A 20,821-nucleotide genomic window follows, 5' to 3' on the forward strand; every position below is an offset into this window, starting at 1 on the left:
ACAACGTTAGTGTCGGATAGTTTTATGCGGATTTCACCAATTCGGCCTTATCCTCGCCGTTGTCTTTGACTAAAGAAGGTCAAGTTCAGACGATGGGATCATGGGCAAACTTCTCGATCGATATCTACACCGCAAAACTATTGCGCGTTGGCAACGGGCCGTTCAAGACGCGGCCGGGGCCACGAACCCCCAATTGCGTCAACAGCGCGACGAGGCGCGCAAACTGCGTGCGCAATTGGACCGTTTGCTACGGGAAGCAAACGAAAGACTAACGCTGCCCCTGATTGGATCAAAGCAATTCCCCAAGCCGCTGGGTACTGATTGGTGCTGGCGACCTGATTTGTGGCGGGGTCCCTTGCCCCGACCTGGTCTCGCCTCAATCCCGCGTAAGGTCGAGTTGGATCAACAGGTAAAGATATTCCATGACTGCGCTCTATCCGAGATCAGTGTGCGACAGGCACGAAACATGGACGAAAAGGACCTGGCCGCTTTTGGGCTTGGCGTCGAAGTGTTTGGCTTTGCGGGGTCATTCCTTTCTGTGTCGCTGGATTTGCCGCCTGAGGCAGTGCAAGGATTGACGCGGCAGCACCTGATGCGGGTCGATGCCCAGATTGAAACAGAACGTCCGCTGGACGTGACCGCGCGATTGAATATTCGGCACGGCCCAAACACTGATTCCGTTCCACGGTCTATAGATTTGTCGACAAGTTCGAATGTTCTGGATTTCGATCTTGCCAATTTGCCGCTGAACGAACGGCGTATAGACAAGATCTGGCTGGATCTGGTTCTGACCAATCCGGCTATGAACCGCATAGTTCTGCGGGACCTGACCCTTTGCCGCCACCACCGCGCCGACATGTGAGAGCATTGGCCATGACACAACCAACCTTGACCCCAACCCTGTTCGAAAACGGCATCTGGCGCGGGTACCTGCAGGCCGACACTGAACCGCACGTCGAAGTCCGTTATATGGGCCAGGCGCTGGAGGGTGTGTTCATGACCGCCACCGATGGTGGTTGGGAACTGAGTGTGCCGGTGCCATCAACGGCGATTGCCGACGGGGTTCATTGCTTTGTAATAGCCGATGCAAACACATCACAGAAGATCGGTGAATTCACAATCATTGCGGGTGCATCAGCCGCGGATGATTTGCGGACCGAAATCGCTTTGTTGCGGGCGGAACTGGACTTGTTGAAACGGGCATTTAGACGGTCTCAGGCCCCTTCGGACTGATCCGGGTTTTCTTCGTTTCCAAGGCTTTGTCTATCTTTCAGGCGAAATCCGTGCATCATAAATGTCATCCGAAGCAACCCGGGTGCGAAAATGGACCGCAGCAGTATCGTCAAGGTCATCGCTCTGATGGTGACAGGGTTCGGGATCGGTATCGACTTTACCGGCGCTCTTATTCTTGTCCCAGCCATCGAAAACAGCTTTGACGCTGATATTACCAGCACCCAGTGGGTTCTGAACATCTACGCCTTGTTTTTTGCCATGACCATGGTCGCCGGGGGGCGCATGGGGGACATGTTCGGGCATCGCAAGATGATGATCATCGGGCTGGCAATCTTTCTATTTGCGTCCGTCATGTGCTTTGTCTCTCCCAGCCTCGACTTCCTGATCGCCGCGCGTGCTTTGCAAGGGATTGGTTCGGGTTGCGTCTGGCCTTGCACGCTTGCTTTTGGCGCCACCAAAGTCTCGCGCCCCGAACACCGCGCCATGATCATGGGTATGATCCTCGCCGGTGTGACCAGCGGCAATGTCTTTGGTCCTCTCATCAGCGGCGCCGCAGTCAGCTTTGGCGACTGGCGCTTGTTCTTTCTTGCAAACGTGTTGTTTTCGACCATTTCGATGGTTACGGCCCTGATCCTTATGGAGCGTGAAACTCAACACAAACAGGGCGAACATATCGATTTCGCCGGAATAGGTATTCTTTCGTTTGCCGTTCTTTTGCTGCTTTACGGGCTGGACATCGGTGCGGACTGGGGCTGGACGTCTGTCCCGCTGCTGATGTTGTTCTTCGTCAGCGCCGCGCTGTTCTTCTTTTTCCCGCAAGTCGAGAAGCGCGTGAAAGAGCCTCTTTTACTACCGCAAATGATGCAGAACCGCGAGTTTCGGATCACGCTGGGACTGAACATGTTCAACGTATCGGCGGCCTTTGTCGGGCTGCTATACTTCCCTCAATACATGCAAAAGGTCCTTGGTTGGTCCGTGTTTGAGTCGGCGATTGGGCTTGCCCCGCTAACACTCCTGCTGGCCGTTGGCTCGATTGTTTCGGGCACCCTTTATAATGATTTCGGGCCAAAGCGCCTGCTGTTCTGGGGGTATTTGATCGCAACGACCGGCGCTCTCAGTATTATCATCTTGCCGGCAGGGCTGGGATATTTTCAGATTTTGCCCGGCATGGCGATGATCGGGCTGGGCGCAACGTTGACGGTTGGGCCATCAGGCACTGCAGCCGTGTGCGCCGTCAAACCTGAACGCGCCGGACTTGTCGGCGGGCTGAGCTTTATGACCCATCTGGTATACGGCGCCATATCCGTCGCCTTCGCGACGGCAATAATGTATGTCGTCAGCCTGTCCAACCTCAGCAAACAGTTGGTTACGGATGGGATCAACATGTCTGTAACCGATCAAAAGGCGATCAACGGTGGAACGCTTACGACCGGTACAGCCCGCGCTATCATGGAAAAGCTAAGCTCGGCAGAAGCCGAAAAGGTCAAATCCGCCGTCGCTGCCGCATTCGATGCAGGTATGAACATGGCCTTTGTTTTTGCGGCCATCTCGGTCTCGGTAGGCATTGTTCTGGCGATGATGCTTGACGAAGAAAAACTGCACAAGGTTGAGGGCTGATCCTGGCCTTTGCAGAAAGGGCCGCCTGTATCGGCGGCCCTGTTTGTCTTACTGAGACGGTCCGTTGGGATTGAACGCCGACAAACCTTTGAGGATGTCGATGGCGTAAGCCAGCTGATAATCCTCTTCCCGCAATTCAGCCGTGGCTTCGGCTTTGGCGCGGTCTTCTTCGATCTGACGAATTTCATCTTCGCTGAGGCTGTCATTGTTCAGGCTGCCGCGCAGGTCAGCTTCGGACCGCGTGCGGGCGTTGGCTTCCTCTTCCTCGGCATCCGGCGCAGGGCGCGGTTGTTCAACGATGATGTCGGGGCTGACGCCAAGTGCCTGAATTGACCGGCCCGAGGGCGTGTAATAGCGCGAGGTCGTCAGACGCATTGCACCATCGCCACGCAGCGGCATGACCGTTTGCACCGATCCTTTGCCAAAGCTCTTGGTGCCGACAACGATCGCGCGACGGTGGTCTTGCAGCGCGCCGGCCACGATTTCCGATGCAGAGGCGGACCCGCCATTAATCAGGACAACGATTGGTTTACCTTCGGCCAGATCACCCGCTGTTGCATTGAAACGCTCACCGTCGCTTGGGTCACGACCACGGGTGGACACGATCTCGCCTTCGTTCAGGAACGCGTCCGAAACTTTGATCGCCTGGGTCAGCAGCCCGCCAGGATTGTTCCGCAGGTCAAGGACAAAGCCATTGACCTTGTCCAGACCACCAGCTTCTTCGATCTGTTCATTCAGGCCTTCCTGTAGGTTCGGGAAAGTCTGGTCGTTGAATGTGGTGACACGCAGAACAACGCTGGTGCCTTCGGTTCGGGCACGCACGGCTGTTAGCTTGATGGTGTCCCGGATGATGGTGATATCAAACGGCTCTTGCTCGCCCTCACGGACGACCGTGATCACGATTTCCGACCCAACCGGGCCACGCATCAGATCCACGGCCTTGTCCAATGTCAGGCCAAGGATGCTTTCCCCATCGACATGAGTGATGAAATCACCCGCTTCGATCCCCGCCTCATCTGCCGGGGTATCGTCGATCGGCGAGACAACTTTGACATAGCCTTCTTCCTGCGTGACCTCGATGCCTAATCCTCCGAATTCGCCACGTGTCTGCACACGCATCTGCTCAGCATCATCTGGCGAAAGGTAGCTGGAATGCGGATCAAGCGACGTGAGCATACCGTCGATGGCCGCTTCGATCAGCTCTTCCGGCTCCACGTCTTCGACATACTGGGCGCGGATACGTTCAAAAATATCCCCGAACAGATCCAGTTGCTCGTACACGCTGGCCTTCCGGTCAGCCTCTTGCGCCAGCAAAGGACCAGCAATTTGTGTAGTTGCGATTACACCTGCCACGGTTCCGGCCAGACCGGCCATCAGAAATTTCTTCATACTCGTTTATCCATCCTTGTCGGTCCGAAACCATGATTCCGGGTCCACGGGGCTATTATTCTGTCTTACCTCTATATAGAGCGTTTCTGACCGGCCAGTTCCAGTGCCATCACTGCTTGTTGACAAAATTGCGCCGATTTCGGGCGATTCACCCGGCATTAAACCCACCGGAGTGCCTTCGGGGATCACCTCGCCCATGTCTCCGTAAACGTCTTGCAACCCGGCGAACACGAACAACAAGCCCGGTTGCGGCTCGAGGATCATGACGTTCCCGAGCTCCAGCAATGGTCCACGATACCGGATCGTTGCCGCAGTCGGCGCTGTAACAATTGCCCGAGGACGGGTGGCCAGAACCACACCGGGGCGCGTCACACCAGCCGCGTCAGTCTCATCCGCGCGGTGCAAAACTACGCCTTGGGTCGGCAATTCAATCCGCCCCTTGCGGTCAGAGACATCCGCATCTGTTTCGGCAATTTCGCCTTCCGAGATTTCGGACAATCCACTGGCAAAGCCGTCCAACGTCTCGGTTGATGAAATCAGGATGGCCGTGCGAACCGGATCTTCGACAAAGCGACGGGGCAAATCCGTGCGGTCAGCGATGGCTTCACTGAGGCTGGTGCGCGCGTTTTGCACACCGGTTAACCCTTCGACCAGAGTGTCTGCAGCACTTTGCTGAAGCTTCCGAAGGGTCTGGACCTCTTGCAGATCATGGGCCAGTGCCTGCGCGCGCGCGTTCAGTCCGGGAGTAACTTCGGACAGCATCATGCCTGCCCGTGCGGAACCTAGGGGCCCGGACGGGTGCAGCATCAGAACGGGTGGTGCCGTGGTCTCAATGGTCTGCAATACACCCAGAAGCTGCGCGACCTCCTGTTCCCGCGACCGCAATTCTGCTGTCAGCTGTACCTCGCGGGTCGCTGCCATGCGCAACCCGTCCCGCATCGCTGAAAGCCCGGCCTCATAAGCCTGGATAGTTTCGGTCAGGGCACGCACGCGGTCGCGGGCACCGTCAGCTTCGGTCAAGTTGATCGAGGCCTGTTCTAGCATGCGCGCCGCATTCAAGGCCGCCGTGGACGGATCATTCTGCGCGCTGGCAGGCGACGCGAAACACATCGCAAAGATAAGCGCGCGCATCCTCATGACAGCAGGCTCTTCCCCGTCATCTCGGGCGGTTGCTCAAGACCCATCAGTTCTAGCAGCGTCGGGGCCAGATCGGAAAGGCGGCCGCTTCGCAGCGAGACACCTTTTGGCCCACCGACCAGCGCCACGGGAACCGGGTTCAGAGTATGCGCGGTGTGCGGCCCGCCGGTTTCGGGGTCAACCATGACCTCGCAATTGCCGTGATCCGCAGTGACGATCATCGCGCCACCGACCTTGTTCAGCGCCGCGACAACCTGCGACAAGCCCTGATCGACGGCCTCACATGCCTTGATTGCGGCTTGCAGATCGCCCGTGTGACCAACCATGTCGGGGTTGGCATAATTGGTGATGATCAGGTCATAGCCTGCCTCGATCGCCTCGACAAACTTCGCCGTCACTTCGGCCGAAGACATCTCGGGCTGCAGGTCGTAGGTGGCCACTTTGGGCGATTTCGGCATAAACCGGTCTTCGCCTTCCTCGGGCGTTTCCTTGCCGCCATTGAGGAAGAATGTGACATGGGGGTATTTTTCGGTCTCGGCCAGACGGAACTGGCGCATCCCCTTCTTGGCAACCCACTCACCCAGAGTGTTCACGATTTTCCGCTTGGGGAACACGGTTGTCATATAGGCATTGTGACCGTCGGAATATTCGACCATTCCCAACAGGGCGGAAAGCTGCGGGCGCGGGCCGGTATCGAAGTCCGAAAAGCCCGGTTCGCCAATCGCGCGCAAGATTTCACGGGCGCGGTCCGCTCGGAAATTCAAACAGAAAACCCCGTCACCATCCTGAATGCCGTCGTAACCTTCCAGAACAGTGGGAGCGATGAACTCATCGGTTTCAGACTGGTTATATGCGTGATCCACAGCGCCATGCGCGGTTGTGGCAGCCCGACCCTGGCCTTTGACCATCGCATCATAAGCCTCGCTGACGCGTTCCCAGCGATTGTCCCGATCCATTGCAAAATACCGACCACAGACCGTGACGATGCGCGCGCCATCGGGCAAACGATCTTCAAGCTCAGACAGGTAAGTAAATGCCGATTTCGGAGCGACGTCGCGCCCGTCCGTCATGGCGTGCAACGCCACCGGAACGCCCGCATCGGTGATCGCCTTGGCGGCAGCGACGATGTGGTTCAAATGACCGTGGACACCACCGTCCGAGACCAAACCCATCAGATGCGCCGTTCCACCTGCTGTCTTCACCTTTGCGATGAAGGTCTGCAATGCGGCATTGTCGAAAAAGCTGCCGTCTTCAATCGCCAGGTCAATCTGCCCCAGATCCATCGCAACAACGCGGCCCGCCCCGATATTTGTGTGACCTACCTCGGAATTGCCCATCTGGCCGCTGGGCAAGCCAGCATCCGGGCCATGTGTAATAATGGTCGCGTGCGGCCCATTGGTCATGATCGCATCAAAGGTCGGAGTATTTGCAAGGTACGGCGCGTTAGACCGTGTGTCTTCGGACAGGCCCCAACCATCAAGAATGCACAGGACGACGGGTTTGGGGGCGGTCATTGCGGCTCTCCGGATTTCTGCTCTGGTCGGTCTTGTATCGCCTGCCCTCGGGCAATTGAACCTTATTTTGTGCGCGGATGTGCAGATTTAATACTCAGTCCGCTCAATCCTTGTTTATCAAATCCGTATACGGACGCGCCGTGCGACCGCGATACTTGACGGTCAGGTCCAGCGGCGCATCGTTTTCATCATAGACCCCGACCACGATCCCCCTGCCCCGGCTTTTGCTCCGCATCTCAATCAACTGCTGTTCCGACCGGGTCGTGCGCTGCGACTGGCGGCGTGTCCAAACGAACAGGTGGTCGTACATTGTGGCAACAATACCGGCGTGATCGGCACTGTTCCCCAGATCAAACAGGATAGACCGATGACCGCCTTCGCAGTGGATCAGCTTCCACCTTTTGTTGGCTGCCATGAACATGACTGCGTCCCGGACAGAGGCATTTAACATGTCTGCAATTGGTGATGCAGAGTAATCGTACTCACAAATCACCGCGTGGCGGGGTGTTTCGTTCAGCTGCCCATGCAGGATCGGAAGCAAGGAGTGCCCCTCAAGAATATGCCCTGCGATCTCACCGCCCGCCACATCCACAAATGTCGGAGCAAGGTCGATGGATTCAACCAGTGCATCGCTGACAGTGCCACGCGTTCCGTCTGCTTCGGGTGACGCGTCATAGATAATCAGTGGCACCTTGGTTGATGCGTCCTGAAAGAACGTTTTCTCGCCCATCCAGTGATCGCCCAGAAAATCGCCGTGATCGGAGGTCAGCACGATCATCGTGTCCTCCATCCGGCCAGTTTTCCCCATCCAGTCAAACAGCCGCCCCATCTGGTCATCGGCTTGCTTGATCAGCTCCATATAGGCCGGGATCACCGCATCACGTACATCCTGCCGCGAGAATGTCTGCCCGACTTTAGTATTCATGAATGCCTTGAGCACCGGATGCGCATTCTGACGTTCCGTGTCGGAGCGCACGACCGGCAGAACATGTTCCGGCCCGTATATCGAGGCATAAGGTTCCGGCACGATGTATGGCCAATGCGGCTTGATAAAGCTCAGATGACAGCACCACGGGCCATCATGGGTGTCCATGAATTCGATGCCACGTCCGGTCAGATAAGGGGTTTCGCTGTCCTTTTCCGCTATGTTGGCCGCCTCGGTTGAGTTCTTTAAAAACCAGCCGAACAGGACATTGCCGTCCTCATCCAGCCCCGAATTGGCAAAGTCGTGCCAGGGGTTGTCACTCTCATACCCTTTAGCAGCCAGATGCTTATTGTATTCCTGTGCGCCATCCGGATCATAAAATCCGTCGGGTCCTTCAGGCAGCATACCGTCATCGCGTTCATATACATCAAACCCGCATTCCGCGACACGCGCGCCGATCAGACTGTCAGGCTCCAACCCCAGCCGCTCCATTCCTTCCGCATCTGCGCGCATATGGGTCTCGCCGACCAACCAGCAGTCCATGCTTGCGTTGCGCAGGTGATCCCCCATCGTGATTTCACCAACTTTCAGCGGAATGCCATTCCATGAGGCGCCGTGTGAATGCACGTAGCGGCCGGTATAAGTCGACATGCGCGAACTGCCGCAAATCGGGGACTGGATGTAGGCCCGATCAAAGCGGACTCCGTCAGCAGCCAGCCGGTCAATGTTCGGGGCGTGCAAATGCGGATGCCCGTAACAGCTAAGATAATCCCAGCGCAGCTGATCGAACATGATAAATAGGATGTTTTTGCCTTTGGCCAAACCCGCGCTCTCCCGCAAGATGCCTCAGGGGTCTATTTAGCCATTACCATCACTATAGCGAAGCGCAATCTGCGTTCAGGCCTGACGCTCCATCTGCTCAAGCATCTTTTTGGCACGTTTGCATTGCAACTGATCACGCAAGGGCGAATTGGGATCGACATCCTTTTTGCAGACCACACATTTGTCCGCGCCCGAGATTGCGTTCAGACCACCACAGCTGCCTTTGATCGTCTTGCCCATCAGCATGACGCCCAGCGACATGCCAACCACGATGATCAAAAGCAGAAAAAACGCTATGATAAAGGTGCTCATCCCGGTTCCTACCTGTCAGTTGGTGCCCAGTGCGTCTTTGAACGCAGTGCTGTGAACCGTAATATAGGCATCGTCGCCGCCTGTCACATCCCGCGAGATAAAATACACGGCAAGTTTATGTTCTTCTGCCAGCTCCAGGCCCTTATCCTGACCCAGCGCTAACATCGCTGTCGCCCAGGCATCAGCCATCATCGCATTTTCGGCCAGAACCGTGACCGAGGTCGTGCGATGCGTGATCGGACGACCTGTTGTTGGATCGATGATATGCGAATACCGCACGCCGTCCTGTTCAAAGAAATTCTTGTAGTCGCCAGAGGTCGCCATACCGAGGTTGTCCAGCTCAACTACCAACTGCAGGTTTTGGGCCCCTGCTTCGGGCTTTTCGATCCCGATCCGCCAAGCCTCACCCTTGTCGTTCTGGCCCATGGTGACCAAATCACCGCCGATCTCGACCATATAGTTTTCGATCCCAGCGTCGCGCAGAGTCGCAGCCACCGCGTCGATGCCATATCCTTTGGCGATTGCTGACAGGTTGATGCCCACACCAGCATCTGATTTGGCCAAAGTTCCGTTGTCGCTGTCCAACATCAGCAAGCGTTCCTGACCAACGCTTTCCAACGCCGCCTGTATCTCGGCATCTGATGGCACCGGATCTTCTGGCTTGCGCGGACCAAAGCCCCACAGTTCGATCAGCGGGCCAAGCGTTACGTCGAACGTGCCGCCCGATTTTTCGTGCACGTCATTTGCTGCACCTAAAACCAGCGCAAATTCTTCGGAAACCTCGGTGGGTTCGGTGCTGGACGACGCCGAAAATGTCGAAACCTCCGAGTTGGGGTCCCAGTTGGACATCTTGGCGTTCACGTCTGCCAATGTCTCTTCCACGGCAGAGCCCAATGCAGTCTCATCCACATCCGTGCCGATAGCGGTGATGTTGAATGTGGTACCCATGGTCTCACCGGACAGGCGCACAACCTCGGGTTCTTTGTCAAAGAGACATCCGGAAACAAGTGTTGCAACAGCCAGAACAGGCAAAAGGCGCATCGAGAGACCTCCAGAGGAAAACCGTGCCCGGCATATGCCAGCGGCCCCATGCAGAGTCAAACCGACTTCACAGCTTTAGCGGCAGGAAGCCTAACATAAGTAGCCCAATGCCGGCCGGCACACCGAACAACCAGGCTTTTTTTTGCCAGCCAACCGGCTGCTGTTTCCAGGCCATTCTAAAGTTATGCCCGCATACGACCACGGCAAAGAAAATCAGCACTGCGACGGGCGGGGTAAGGTACAAGTCAGACAAAAGGCCGGATATCCTTGTTTAGCGGCAGTTTTCCCCGGTTTGGGCATTTGCACCCTATACAGACCGCATTGCTGCGGTAAGGTGTAAGGGAAGCCATCTCAAAAATAAGAGGAGATTGCCAATGGCCCCAACCTCATATCAGCCCCCAACCCGCGGCGACAAGACCGATACAAGCACGCATAGCCAATCGGTTGAATCCAATCTGTCGCACTCGCAGACGACGGTGGCAAAATTGCTTGCGGGTAAAGGGGATGCTGTATTTGCGGTGCGCCCAAACGACACAATCCATTCGGTCGTGAATACCCTCAGTGAAAAGCGGATTGGTGCCGTGGTCGTGACCGACCAGAACGGTACCCTTCAGGGTATTCTGTCCGAACGCGACATCGTCCGGCGCATGGCTGACACGCCCGGCCAGACCTTGCCACAATCAGTCGAGGATCTGATGACGCGCGAGGTCAAGACATGTTCACCAGACGATTTGTTGAATGATGTCCTGAAAACCATGACCGAAGGACGTTTTCGCCACATGCCCGTTGTTGGCGACGGCAAACTGCGCGGCGTCGTCACAATCGGTGACGTTGTTCATTTCCGGCTGAAAGAGCTCGAGTATGAAGCGTTACGCATGAAACAAATGATCGTAGGCTGATCCTTCCGGCAGAAATCCCTTGACCTTGGCTGACTGACAGTATCCTTGATGCCAAAATTTGTTCGGTTATAGGTCGAGGGTAAATGAAGCACGTTCTGGTAACGGGTACAGCGGGATTCATTGGGTTCCATCTTGCAAAACTGTTGCTTTCGGAAGGATTCCGGGTGCACGGCTATGACGGGATGACCGATTACTACGATGTCGCGTTGAAAAACCGCCGGCATCAGATGCTGCTGCAAAACCCTGGGTTTTCCGTCACCGAGGACTTGCTGGAAAATCACGAAAAACTCAAACAGGTTGGAGATGACTTTAAGCCTGACGTGATTGTGCACCTGGCTGGTCAGGCAGGCGTGCGTTACAGCCTGGAGGATCCGCGCAGCTATATCGACTCGAATATTGTGGGCACATTCAACGTGATGGAGGTTGCCCGCGAACATAAGGTTGAACACCTGTTGATGGCGTCCACCTCGTCGGTCTATGGCGCGAATGAGGTAATGCCCTTCACCGAGGTCGAAAAGGCCGACACGCCTCTGACCATCTATTCAGCTACCAAAAAGGCCAACGAGGCCATGGGCCATTCCTACGCGCATCTTTGGAACCTGCCCACAACTATGTTTCGGTTTTTTACCGTTTATGGCACTTGGGGGCGGCCGGACTTGGCGCTTTACAAGTTTGTGGATGCAATTCTGGATGACCGTCCGATCGATATCTACAATCATGGCGACATGTATCGCGATTTTACCAATGTGGATGATCTTGTCCGCGGAATCCGGCTGTTGATTGACAGCCCGCCCGTGCGCCCCGACAGCGCAGATGACATCGAAGAAGGCGACAGCCTTTCGCCCGTAGCGCCCTGGCGCGTGGTCAATATCGGAAATGGCGACAAAGTGCGCCTGTTGGATTTCGTCGAGGCGATCGAAGAAGCTGTCGGCAAGAAAGCAATCAGAAACTATATGCCAATACAGATGGGCGATGTCCCGGCCACTTGGGCCGATACCGATCTGTTGCAGCGATTAACCGGGTATCGCCCACAAACCGATTTCAAGGTCGGGATTGCCCAGTTCGTGGAATGGTTCCGCGAATATCACGAAAAATGAACTGAGTGCCGCATGCTCGAAACAGACCCCAATTCCCGCAAAATTGCCGTCATTGGCCTGGGTTATGTCGGCCTGCCACTGGCAGTGGCGTTTGCCGGGGTGGGCCCGGTCATTGGGTTTGATATCAATGCCAAACGCATTGACGCGTTGCGCGCGGGGCAGGATAGCACTCAGGAAGTTGACCCCAATGATCTGGGCGCTGCGACAGGTTTGACCTTTACTTCGGAAACTTCCGATCTGGCGGGATGTGATACCTTTATCGTTACGGTTCCAACGCCAATCACGGCGGGCAAACAACCGGATTTGTCGCCCTTGCTGAGTGCGTCCGAGACGGTCGGACACATTCTGAAAAAAGGTGACCTGGTGATCTACGAGTCCACGGTCTATCCCGGCGCGACCGAGGAAGACTGTGTGCCAGTGCTCGAACGGGTCTCCGGTCTTAAATTCAACAGGGATTTCTTTGTCGGATACAGCCCGGAACGGATCAATCCCGGTGATAAGGCCCATCGCATCTCGGACATTTGCAAGGTCACCTCGGGCTCGACACACGAAGTTGCCGATTTGGTAGATGCGCTTTATGGCCGGATTATCGCAGCAGGTACACACAAAGCGGAAAGCATCCGCGTAGCCGAAGCCGCGAAAGTTATCGAAAACACTCAACGCGACCTGAACATCGCGCTGGTCAATGAATTGGCGATGATTTTTGGACGCCTGGGCATTGATACCGATGCCGTTTTGCGCGCAGCCGGCACCAAGTGGAATTTTTTGCCCTTCCGTCCTGGCCTGGTCGGCGGTCACTGCATCGGCGTAGACCCCTATTACCTGACACACAAGGCAGAAGCGGTCGGCCATCATCCACAGATCATTCTGGCCGGGCGACGCCTGAACGACAGCATGGGCGGCTATGTCGTGTCGCAACTGGTAAAGCGGATGACCCGCGTCGGGATTGACGTGGGATCGGCGCGCGTGTTGGTCATGGGGCTGACATTCAAGGAAAACTGCCCGGATCTGCGCAACACAAAGGTCTCCGACATCATAAACGAGCTGAAGGATTACGGTATTGAGGTAGATGTGCATGACCCGCACGCCGATGCCTCCGAAGCACAGGTCGAGTATGGCATTTCCCTGGTCGACACCCCTAAGGAACACGCCTATGACGGCGTCGTTTTGGCCGTCGCACATCGAGAGTTTTTGGATGTAGAGCCCGCGCAAATCAGAGCGTTCGGAAAAGACACAAGCGTGGTCTTCGACGTCAAGTCGGTCCTGCCGATAGAGGCCAGCGACCTTCGCCTTTGAGCACAAAAGAAAACCGGCGCGTATGAGCGCCGGTTCTTTATTTCTTACCCGCCGAAATCGTCGAGCATGATGTCTTCGCGGTCCACGCCCAAATCCAGCAGCATGTTGATGACCGACTGGTTCATGATTGGTGGGCCACACATATAGAACTCACAGTCCTCAGGCGCAGGGTGGTTCTTGAGATACTCTTCGAAAAGAACGTTGTGGATGAAGCCGGTGTAGCCTTTCCAATCGTCCTCTGGCTGCGCATCCGACAGGGCAACATGCCATTCGAAATTGTCGAATTCCTCGGCCAGAGTGTCGAAATCCTCGACAAAGAACATCTCTTTCTTAGACCGTGCGCCGTACCAGAAGCTGATTTTGCGGTCGCGATTTTCCAGACGCTTGAGCTGGTCGAAGATGTGGCTGCGCATGGGCGCCATACCGGCGCCACCGCCGATAAAGACCATCTCTTTCTGGGTGTCGCGGGCAAAGAATTCGCCAAACGGGCCCGAGATGGTGACCTTGTCACCCGGTTTCAGGTTGAAGATGTAAGACGACATCTGACCGGCTGGTATACCTTCGGAACCGGGAGGTGGCGAGGCAACGCGGACGTTCAGCATGATCATGCCTTTTTCGTCCGGGTAGTTGGCCATTGAATACGCGCGCTCGATCGGTTCGTTCACAACCGATTCATACTGCCACAGATTGAAGCGGTCCCAATCTTCGCGGTATTCCTCTTCCACGTCGAAATCAGTGTATTTCAACGCATGCGCAGGGGCTTCGATTTGGATGTATCCGCCAGCGCGGAAATTCACGTCCTCGCCCTCGGGCAAATCCAGGGTCAGCGCCTTGATGAAGGTCGCCACGTTTTCGTTCGAGCGAACCGTGCATTCCCATTTCTTAACGCCAAAGACCTCTTCGGGAACTTCGATGTTCATGTCCTGCTTGACCGCAACCTGACAGGACAGGCGGTCGCCGCAAGACGCTTCGCGCTTGGTGATATGGCTTTCTTCAGTCGGCAGGATCGAACCGCCACCTGAATGAACACGCACGCGGCACTGCGCACAGGTGCCACCACCGCCGCAGGCAGAAGGCACAAACAGCTTTTCGGCCGCCAGTGTCTGCAGCAATTTGCCACCTGCGGGAACGGAAATGGTTTTTTCGCCGTTGATTGTGATGTTCACATCGCCAGTCGATACCAGTTTCGAACGGGCGGCCATGATGAGGGCCACCAAAGCGACAACGATCAGGGTGAAAAGGACGACGCCTAGGCTAAAAGTTTCCATTCGTCCCTCCTTACAGCTTCACGCCCGAGAAAGACATGAAGGCCATCGCCATCAGTCCCGCGGTGATGAAAGTGATGCCAAGGCCCTGCAAGCCATCCGGAATATCCGAGTACTTCAGCTTTTCACGAACGCCCGCCATAGCGGTGATCGCCAGTGCCCAGCCAAAGCCCGAAGACACACCATAAGTGGCTGCTTCGGCAAAGCTATAGTCACGCTCGACCATAAACAGCGATCCCCCCAGAATGGCGCAGTTCACTGTGATAAGCGGCAGGAAGATCCCCAGCGCGTTGTAGAGCGGCGGGAAGTACTTATCCAGAACCATCTCAAGGATCTGCACCATCGCCGCGATCACGCCAATGTAGGAGATCAGACCAAGGAAGGTCAGGTCCACATCAGGGAAACCCGCCCAAGCCAACGCACCGGGCTTCAGCAGATAACTGAGCAGCAGGTTGTTCGTGGGAACGGTGATCGCCTGAACGACCATGACCGAGATGCCCAGACCCAGCGCGGTCGAGATCTTCTTGGATACGGCGATGAATGTACACATCCCGAGGAAGAAGCTGAGCGCGAGGTTTTCAACAAAGATGGCCTTCACGGCCAGTGAAATCAGACCTTCCATCAGTGGGCCTCTACCTGCTGAATTTTGTATTCACGCTCTTCGACCTGGTTCGGCTTCCATGTGCGGAAGGCCCAGATGATCAAGCCGATGATAAAGAACGCGGACGGCGGCAGCAGCAGCATGCCGTTGGGCACGTACCAGCCACCATTGTTCACGGTTTCCAGAATGGTAACGCCAAACAGCGATCCGTTGCCGAACAGTTCGCGAATGAAGCCAACAAGCAGCAGGATCAGACCGTAGCCCATTCCGTTGCCCAAGCCGTCAATGAAGGACGCGACGGGCGGGTTCTTCATCGCAAATGCTTCGGCGCGGCCCATCACGATACAGTTGGTGATGATCAGGCCGACAAAAACCGACAAGGTTTTGGAAATCTCAAAGGCGTAAGCCTTGAGAACCTGATCCACCAGGATCACCAGCGAGGCGATGATCACCATCTGTACGATGATCCGGATCGAACCCGGGATCTGGTTGCGCAGGCATGAGATGAAGAAGGACGAGAACGAGGTCACGAAGGTAACCGCCAGCGCCATCACGAAGGACACCTGCAGCGAAGAGGTCACCGCCAGCGCCGAACAGATACCCAGCACCTGCAGTGTGATCGGGTTGTTGTCGACAAGCGGGTCGACCAGCATCTCTCTCTTGGTCTGGGACATCAGAACTCTCCTGCTTGCAGTTTGGCCAGGAACGGAGCGAAGCCCGCATCACCCATCCAGAATTTCACCAGGTTATCAACACCAACCGAGGTCAGCGTGGCACCGGCCAGCGCATCTACATAAAAGTCGGGGCCAGCGGCAGGTTGCGACTTGGATACTGTGATCTGCAGATCACCTGCATCGTCCCGCAGCTTCTTGCCGTTCCACAACGCTTTCCAACGCGGATTGTCCACCTCGGCGCCAAGACCGGGGGTTTCGCCGTGCTGATAGAATTGAAGGCCGTAGATATCGTTGCCGTTGTTTTCCAGCGCGATAAAGCCATAAAGCGTCGACCAAAGACCATAGCCGTGCAGCGGCAGGATCACCTTGTCCAACTCGCCGGATTCGTCGCGCAGCAGGTAGACAACACGGTACAACGCCTTGCGACCGATACCAGCCGGGTCATCGTCCAGCGCGACGCTCAGCTCTGGATCGCTTGCGGCGGCCAGATCGTCGAATGTTGCGGGATCGAACCGGTCGTCGACGAACTCACCTGTCGAAAGTTCAACAACGTGCGGCTCGAATGCGGCGAACGCCTCAGACACGTCGGTGCCGGGTTCGTAAACACCAGCAACCTGCAGAACGTTGATCTGCTTGTCCTTCAGCGCGTTGGCTTCCTGCACAGGGCGCAAGCTAACGGCTGCGGCGGACACAACCATCGAGGCCACCAGACAGACGGCGACGGCGATAAAGATCGTTTTACCGACCGAGTCCGGCGAGGCCGCCAGAAACTTGGCAATCGCGCCCTTGGGTTCTGGGGATTGCGTATCAGACATGGCGACGCGCCCTCCGTTTGATGTTTGCCTGAACGACGAAGTAGTCGATCAGCGGTGCAAAGACGTTACCGAACAGGATTGCCAGCATCATGCCTTCGGGGAAAGCGGGGTTCACCACACGGATCAACACAACCATGATACCGATCAGAGCACCGTAGATATAACGGCCCATGTTGGTATGGCTGGCTGAAACGGGCTCGGTCACCATGAAAGCCAGACCGAAAGCGTAACCGCCGACGACGACGTGCCAGTACCATGGCATCGCGAACATCGGGTTGGTATCCGACCCAATGAGGTTGAACAGCAGCGTCAGACCTATGGTCCCAGCCAGACAGCCGACAATCAGTCGGAAATTGGCGATGCGGGTCGTCAGCAGGAATGCCAGGCCGATCATACAGGCCAGCGTTGATGTCTCACCAAAGCTGCCCTGCATCTGACCCAGAAACGCATTCCACCATGTCAGCCCCTCAGTGGCCAACGCCTGATATCCTTCCGATGCGGATACTGACAGCGCCGTCGCGCCTGAAAAGCCATCAACCGGCGTCCAGACCGTGTCACCCGACATGTTCGCCGGGTAGGCAAAGTACAGGAACGCACGACCAACAAGTGCTGGGTTCAGGAAGTTCTTGCCAGTGCCGCCAAAGACTTCTTTACCGATCACCACCCCGAAGATGATGCCCAACGCAACCTGCCAAAGTGGCGTAGATGCGGGCAAGATTAGCGTGTAAAGCATGGAAGTTACAAGGAAACCCTCGTTCACTTCATGGCCGCGAACAGTCGCAAAGATGACCTCGAAGATACCGCCTGCAACCAGAGTGACGATGTAAATCGGCAGGAAATACATCATCCCGTGCATCACATTGGCAAAGATGCTGGCGGGGTTCAGCGAGATACCGAACATCTGCAGGATGGCGATCCGCCAGCCAGTGGCTGAATCGGGTCCAAGCGCGGCAATGGCCGAGTTTGCCTGAAAGCCGGTATTGTACATTCCCCACAGGATACAGGGGATCGTGGCGATCACGACATAGGTCATGATCCGCTTCATATCCACGTAGGACCGCGCATGGGGTGCAACGGAGGTTACGGTTTTCGGAGTGTAGATGAAGCTTTCGACCATCTCGTAGATGGGGAAATACTTCTCGTACTTGCCGCCTTTGGTAAAGTTCGGCTCGATCCGGTCAAAGAAGTTGCGCAAACCCATTCGGATCAGCCCTCCTTTTCAATCTTTGTCAGGCAGTCGCGCAGCGCCAGCCCATATTCATATTTCGCCGGACAGGCAAAGCCGATAAGGCCAAGATCCTCTTCGTCCAACTCGAGCGCACCTAGCGCCTGTGCAGTATCGGTGTCCATTACCAGCAAAGCGCGTAGCAATTGCGTCGGCAAATAGTCCTGCGGCATCAACTGTTCGAATGTACCGGTCGGAACCATCGCACGGCGTCCACCATTCAGATTTGACGTGAATGCAAACAGCTTCTTGGCAAAGGCCGAGCCAAGAACCGGCTGAACCGCGTATTTCGACGGCATCGGAAGAATCCAGCCCAACGTATGCTGATCATGGTCTTCGCGGATGATGCTGATCTGACGCGCGAAACGGCCCAGGTAGGCTTGTGGCCCCTCTGCATGACGGCCCGACAGGATCGAGCCCGAGATCACACGGGCCGTGCCGTCCACATTGATTTCGTCACGGGTAAGATCATCGGTCGATGCCCCCATGACAGTGCGGATCAGGCGGGGTTGACGCGCGCCGGGGCCTGAAAGGGCAACCACGATGTTCGGATCCAGATGGCCCGTTTGCATCAGGCGGCCAATCGCGATGACATCCTGATAGCCGATTGTCCAAACCTGCTTTTCGCCGGCCAGCGGCTCAAGGAAGTGGATGTGGGTTCCAGCCAGGCCTGCGGGGTGCGGTCCGGAAAATGCTGCGGTTTCAACACCCGGAACGTCGGCGCCCGGCAGGGCTGCGCCCTCATTTTGGCACAGATACGTCTTGCCCTCGGTCAGCTTGGCAACTGCGCTCAGGCCGACAGCAAAGGCGTCACCTGCATCCTGGATAATGATCGCCGCATCAGCGGCCAGAGGCTCACTATCCATCGCGGTCACGAAAATTGCCGTGGGCTTGGTACCCGGTGCGGGCATCTTGGAATAGGGCCGCGTGCGAAAAGCAGTCCACAGGCCAGCCGCACATAGACGTTCGGTCACGCCCTCGGCGGTATCGGCGTTGCCCACAGCCGAGAAATCCAGACCTGTGTCGTTGACGTCCGAGACTTCGATTACGACGCTCTGCAACACCCGACGCGCACCACGGTTGATGGCCACGATCTTGCCGCTGAGCGGAGCGACCATCATCGCCTCGGGCACGTCCTTGTGGCAAAACAACGGTGTGCCCCGCTGAACCTCTTCACCCTCTTGAACCAGCATGCGCGGTTTCAGGCCCAGATAATCAGCCCCCAAAACCCCGACAGACCTGAATTCAGGACCCGGTTGGATCGTCTGCTCTGGCGCGCCTTGCACCGGCAGCTCCAACCCTTTTTTCAGTTTGAAAGTTTGCATGTCGCTACTGTCTTCCAAGCCTCTTTCCTGCAACACATCGTTCCCACCACTGCATAGTGGCACAAAACGATCTGTATGTGGGAGCCTGAGAGCAAAAAAGGCGCATAGCACCTGTTTTCATTCCAAGCTTCGTTTTGATCACGGTCCCTTTACGCGGGGATGTTGCCAAACGCAAACCCGTTGCTGCCTAAATTGCCGATATTTTGTCAAATTAACTTGAAGGGCTGCCTTTTGAACCTGTTGAAATTGCATATCGCACCCGCAACACTTCCGGTGTAAGCACCCGGGATGGAACCAAACAACGATTTTGAGATTTTTCTGGTGGCAACGCCCGGCCTTGAAGCCCCGCTGCATGCCGAAGCGGTCGAGCAGGGATTCGCAGATACAAAGCCGGTACCCGGCGGCGTCACCTGTCGCGGAAGCTGGCCTGAGGTCTGGCGCGCGAACCTGTGTCTGCGCGGTGCGAACAAGGTTTTGGTGCGATTGGGCGGGTTTCCCGCAGTTCATTTGGCACAACTGGATAAACGGGCCCGAAAATTTCCCTGGGCCGAATTTTTGCGCCCCGATGTGCCCGTCAAAGTCGAAGCGACAAGTCGAAAATCCCGAATCTACCATGCAGGGGCCGCCCGGCAACGTATCGAAGTGGCAATTACGGAAACTCTGGGCGCACCGGTTTCGCCCAATGCGGCCGTGCGCGTCCTGCTGCGCATCGAAAAGGACCTGTGCACATTTTCGATCGACAGTTCCGGCGAGCCTTTGCACAAACGCGGCCACAAACCGGCTGTCGCCAAAGCCCCGATGCGTGAAACGATGGCGGCAATGTTCCTCCGGGAGTGTGGATTTGATGGGTCCGAGCCAGTTCTGGACCCGATGTGCGGCTCAGGTACCTTTGTTATTGAAGCCGCCGAAATCGCGCTGGGGCTGCGCCCTGGCCGTTCTCGCAGCTTTGCCTTTGAAAATCTGCCAAGTTTTGACCCCAACGCCTGGTCCTCGATGCGCCAGCAACAACCTTTGGCCAAACCGGACGTCGTTTTTCATGGCTCAGACCGCAATAGCGGAGCGATTGAGGCCTCGACCAAAAACGCTGACCGGGCCGGCGTTGCCGATTTCACCATTTTTCAGGCGCGCTCGGTCAGCGACATAAAACCCCCGTCGGATGCCGCAGGTCTTGTTATTGTCAACCCACCCTATGGTGCCCGGATCGGGGATGAAAAACGCCTGCGATCCGTTTACGGCAGCTTGGGCAAGGTACTGCAAACCAAGTTCAAGGGCTGGCGTATCGGTATCGTGACCAGCAACGCAGGCCTGGCCCGATCCACCCGCCTGCCGCTGTTGCCCCCCGGGCCAATTGTGGACCACGGTGGCACCAAAATCCGACTGTATCAAACTGGTGTTCTGACCTGATCCGATGCCCGGGAACGACGAAGGCAATTCGAACAAACGACACGGAAACCCACTTGCACATCCAAAAATGCAAGTATAGATCACGCGCCACGGTCGGAGTGTAGCTCAGCCTGGTAGAGCACTGTCTTCGGGAGGCAGGGGTCGGAGGTTCGAATCCTCTCACTCCGACCAATAAAACAAGGCGCCCAAGGGCGCCTTTGTTGTTTTCAGGACAGTGATCCAAAGTTCGC

Annotated in this window: 19 protein-coding genes and 1 tRNA gene; 8 read left to right on the forward strand and 12 right to left on the reverse strand. The window is 56.3% G+C overall.

Annotated elements, in window-relative coordinates; all coding sequences use genetic code 11:
* Nucleotides 1–100 precede the first annotated feature (100 nt).
* From AC2FD9_RS11685 to AC2FD9_RS11695, 3 genes are all read left to right on the forward strand, one after another.
* Nucleotides 101–862, forward strand: a complete 762-nt coding sequence (locus AC2FD9_RS11685) for a DUF6478 family protein (RefSeq protein WP_282169506.1) — start codon at nt 101–103, stop codon at nt 860–862.
* Nucleotides 863–873: 11 nt separating this feature from the next.
* Nucleotides 874–1,233: a hypothetical protein gene (locus AC2FD9_RS11690; protein WP_496836978.1), complete on the forward strand. Its 360-nt coding sequence runs from the start codon at nt 874–876 to the stop codon at nt 1,231–1,233.
* 90 nt (nt 1,234–1,323) lie between these two features.
* A complete protein-coding gene (locus tag AC2FD9_RS11695) occupies nt 1,324–2,850 on the forward strand; it encodes an MFS transporter (RefSeq protein ID WP_496836979.1) in 1,527 nt (508 codons plus the stop codon).
* A gap of 48 nt (nt 2,851–2,898) precedes the next feature.
* On the opposite strand, the gene AC2FD9_RS11700 is transcribed toward AC2FD9_RS11695, so the two are convergent.
* From AC2FD9_RS11700 to AC2FD9_RS11725, 6 genes are all read right to left on the reverse strand, one after another.
* Nucleotides 2,899–4,239 (reverse strand): S41 family peptidase, encoded by a 1,341-nt coding sequence (locus AC2FD9_RS11700; RefSeq protein ID WP_058277149.1) that lies wholly within the window; start codon nt 4,237–4,239, stop codon nt 2,899–2,901.
* Nucleotides 4,240–4,245: 6 nt separating this feature from the next.
* Nucleotides 4,246–5,376, reverse strand: a complete 1,131-nt coding sequence (locus AC2FD9_RS11705) for a murein hydrolase activator EnvC family protein (protein WP_496836981.1) — start codon at nt 5,374–5,376, stop codon at nt 4,246–4,248.
* Complete coding sequence (gene gpmI, locus AC2FD9_RS11710; RefSeq protein WP_496836983.1) at nt 5,373–6,890, reverse strand: 2,3-bisphosphoglycerate-independent phosphoglycerate mutase; 1,518 nt, start codon at nt 6,888–6,890, stop codon at nt 5,373–5,375. The genes AC2FD9_RS11705 and gpmI overlap by 4 nt, the downstream gene beginning before the upstream one ends.
* Nucleotides 6,891–6,993: 103 nt before the next feature.
* Nucleotides 6,994–8,637: a sulfatase-like hydrolase/transferase gene (locus AC2FD9_RS11715; protein WP_496836985.1), complete on the reverse strand. Its 1,644-nt coding sequence runs from the start codon at nt 8,635–8,637 to the stop codon at nt 6,994–6,996.
* A gap of 75 nt (nt 8,638–8,712) precedes the next feature.
* Entirely contained in the window at nt 8,713–8,949 is a 237-nt protein-coding gene (gene nqrM, locus AC2FD9_RS11720; protein WP_058272093.1) for a (Na+)-NQR maturation NqrM, read from the reverse strand.
* 15 nt (nt 8,950–8,964) lie between these two features.
* Complete coding sequence (locus tag AC2FD9_RS11725) at nt 8,965–9,990, reverse strand: FAD:protein FMN transferase (RefSeq protein ID WP_496836987.1); 1,026 nt, start codon at nt 9,988–9,990, stop codon at nt 8,965–8,967.
* 374 nt (nt 9,991–10,364) lie between these two features.
* Between AC2FD9_RS11725 and AC2FD9_RS11730 the strand changes: the two genes are divergently transcribed.
* The 3 genes from AC2FD9_RS11730 (at nt 10,365) to tviB (ending at nt 13,282) form a co-directional block, all read left to right on the forward strand.
* Entirely contained in the window at nt 10,365–10,889 is a 525-nt protein-coding gene (locus tag AC2FD9_RS11730) for a CBS domain-containing protein (RefSeq protein WP_058277144.1), read from the forward strand.
* Nucleotides 10,890–10,972: 83 nt separating this feature from the next.
* Nucleotides 10,973–11,986, forward strand: coding sequence for an NAD-dependent epimerase/dehydratase family protein (locus AC2FD9_RS11735; RefSeq protein WP_496697829.1), 1,014 nt, complete (start codon nt 10,973–10,975; stop codon nt 11,984–11,986).
* Between the two features lie 12 nt (nt 11,987–11,998).
* Complete coding sequence (tviB, locus tag AC2FD9_RS11740; RefSeq protein ID WP_496836989.1) at nt 11,999–13,282, forward strand: Vi polysaccharide biosynthesis UDP-N-acetylglucosamine C-6 dehydrogenase TviB; 1,284 nt, start codon at nt 11,999–12,001, stop codon at nt 13,280–13,282.
* Between the two features lie 44 nt (nt 13,283–13,326).
* Here tviB and nqrF read toward each other — a convergent pair whose 3' ends face one another.
* Genes nqrF through AC2FD9_RS11770 form a run of 6 tightly spaced genes read right to left on the reverse strand, consistent with a single transcriptional unit; the run spans nt 13,327 to nt 19,187 of the window.
* Nucleotides 13,327–14,550: an NADH:ubiquinone reductase (Na(+)-transporting) subunit F gene (nqrF, locus tag AC2FD9_RS11745; protein ID WP_058277141.1), complete on the reverse strand. Its 1,224-nt coding sequence runs from the start codon at nt 14,548–14,550 to the stop codon at nt 13,327–13,329.
* A 10-nt stretch (nt 14,551–14,560) separates the two neighbouring features.
* On the reverse strand, nt 14,561–15,169 hold the full coding sequence (nqrE, locus tag AC2FD9_RS11750) for an NADH:ubiquinone reductase (Na(+)-transporting) subunit E (RefSeq protein ID WP_496734628.1): 609 nt from the start codon (nt 15,167–15,169) through the stop codon (nt 14,561–14,563).
* On the reverse strand, nt 15,169–15,822 hold the full coding sequence (locus tag AC2FD9_RS11755; RefSeq protein ID WP_058272101.1) for an NADH:ubiquinone reductase (Na(+)-transporting) subunit D: 654 nt from the start codon (nt 15,820–15,822) through the stop codon (nt 15,169–15,171). Before AC2FD9_RS11755 ends, nqrE begins: the two co-directional genes overlap by 1 nt.
* Entirely contained in the window at nt 15,822–16,637 is an 816-nt protein-coding gene (locus tag AC2FD9_RS11760; protein WP_496734630.1) for a Na(+)-translocating NADH-quinone reductase subunit C, read from the reverse strand. The genes AC2FD9_RS11755 and AC2FD9_RS11760 overlap by 1 nt, the downstream gene beginning before the upstream one ends.
* Nucleotides 16,630–17,838 (reverse strand): NADH:ubiquinone reductase (Na(+)-transporting) subunit B, encoded by a 1,209-nt coding sequence (locus AC2FD9_RS11765; RefSeq protein ID WP_109311030.1) that lies wholly within the window; start codon nt 17,836–17,838, stop codon nt 16,630–16,632. The genes AC2FD9_RS11760 and AC2FD9_RS11765 overlap by 8 nt, the downstream gene beginning before the upstream one ends.
* A gap of 5 nt (nt 17,839–17,843) precedes the next feature.
* Nucleotides 17,844–19,187, reverse strand: coding sequence for a Na(+)-translocating NADH-quinone reductase subunit A (locus tag AC2FD9_RS11770; RefSeq protein ID WP_058277239.1), 1,344 nt, complete (start codon nt 19,185–19,187; stop codon nt 17,844–17,846).
* Between the two features lie 288 nt (nt 19,188–19,475).
* Between AC2FD9_RS11770 and AC2FD9_RS11775 the strand changes: the two genes are divergently transcribed.
* Together AC2FD9_RS11775 and AC2FD9_RS11780 are read left to right on the forward strand one after the other, a co-directional pair.
* The gene (locus tag AC2FD9_RS11775; RefSeq protein WP_496836993.1) at nt 19,476–20,591 is read left to right on the forward strand and encodes a THUMP domain-containing class I SAM-dependent RNA methyltransferase; all 1,116 of its coding nucleotides are present in this window, start codon (nt 19,476–19,478) and stop codon (nt 20,589–20,591) included.
* A gap of 94 nt (nt 20,592–20,685) precedes the next feature.
* Nucleotides 20,686–20,762 (forward strand) — tRNA-Pro (locus AC2FD9_RS11780).
* The last annotated feature ends 59 nt before the right edge of the window (nt 20,763–20,821 follow it).

The sequence above is a fragment of the Ruegeria sp. YTSC230 genome (assembly GCF_059609665.1).

Coding starts and splice junctions, on each gene's coding strand:
- nqrE (WP_496734628.1), bottom strand. CDS start 15,169: ATGGAAGGTCTGATTTCACTGGCCGTGAAGGCCATCTTTGTTGAAAAC.
- AC2FD9_RS11755 (WP_058272101.1), bottom strand. CDS start 15,822: ATGTCCCAGACCAAGAGAGAGATGCTGGTCGACCCGCTTGTCGACAAC.
- nqrF (WP_058277141.1), bottom strand. CDS start 14,550: ATGGAAACTTTTAGCCTAGGCGTCGTCCTTTTCACCCTGATCGTTGTC.
- AC2FD9_RS11770 (WP_058277239.1), bottom strand. CDS start 19,187: ATGCAAACTTTCAAACTGAAAAAAGGGTTGGAGCTGCCGGTGCAAGGC.
- tviB (WP_496836989.1), top strand. CDS start 11,999: ATGCTCGAAACAGACCCCAATTCCCGCAAAATTGCCGTCATTGGCCTG.
- AC2FD9_RS11700 (WP_058277149.1), bottom strand. CDS start 4,239: ATGAAGAAATTTCTGATGGCCGGTCTGGCCGGAACCGTGGCAGGTGTA.
- AC2FD9_RS11725 (WP_496836987.1), bottom strand. CDS start 9,990: ATGCGCCTTTTGCCTGTTCTGGCTGTTGCAACACTTGTTTCCGGATGT.
- AC2FD9_RS11695 (WP_496836979.1), top strand. CDS start 1,324: ATGGACCGCAGCAGTATCGTCAAGGTCATCGCTCTGATGGTGACAGGG.
- AC2FD9_RS11760 (WP_496734630.1), bottom strand. CDS start 16,637: ATGTCTGATACGCAATCCCCAGAACCCAAGGGCGCGATTGCCAAGTTT.
- gpmI (WP_496836983.1), bottom strand. CDS start 6,890: ATGACCGCCCCCAAACCCGTCGTCCTGTGCATTCTTGATGGTTGGGGC.
- AC2FD9_RS11690 (WP_496836978.1), top strand. CDS start 874: ATGACACAACCAACCTTGACCCCAACCCTGTTCGAAAACGGCATCTGG.
- AC2FD9_RS11705 (WP_496836981.1), bottom strand. CDS start 5,376: ATGAGGATGCGCGCGCTTATCTTTGCGATGTGTTTCGCGTCGCCTGCC.
- AC2FD9_RS11730 (WP_058277144.1), top strand. CDS start 10,365: ATGGCCCCAACCTCATATCAGCCCCCAACCCGCGGCGACAAGACCGAT.
- AC2FD9_RS11735 (WP_496697829.1), top strand. CDS start 10,973: ATGAAGCACGTTCTGGTAACGGGTACAGCGGGATTCATTGGGTTCCAT.
- AC2FD9_RS11775 (WP_496836993.1), top strand. CDS start 19,476: ATGGAACCAAACAACGATTTTGAGATTTTTCTGGTGGCAACGCCCGGC.
- AC2FD9_RS11765 (WP_109311030.1), bottom strand. CDS start 17,838: ATGGGTTTGCGCAACTTCTTTGACCGGATCGAGCCGAACTTTACCAAA.
- AC2FD9_RS11685 (WP_282169506.1), top strand. CDS start 101: ATGGGCAAACTTCTCGATCGATATCTACACCGCAAAACTATTGCGCGT.
- nqrM (WP_058272093.1), bottom strand. CDS start 8,949: ATGAGCACCTTTATCATAGCGTTTTTTCTGCTTTTGATCATCGTGGTT.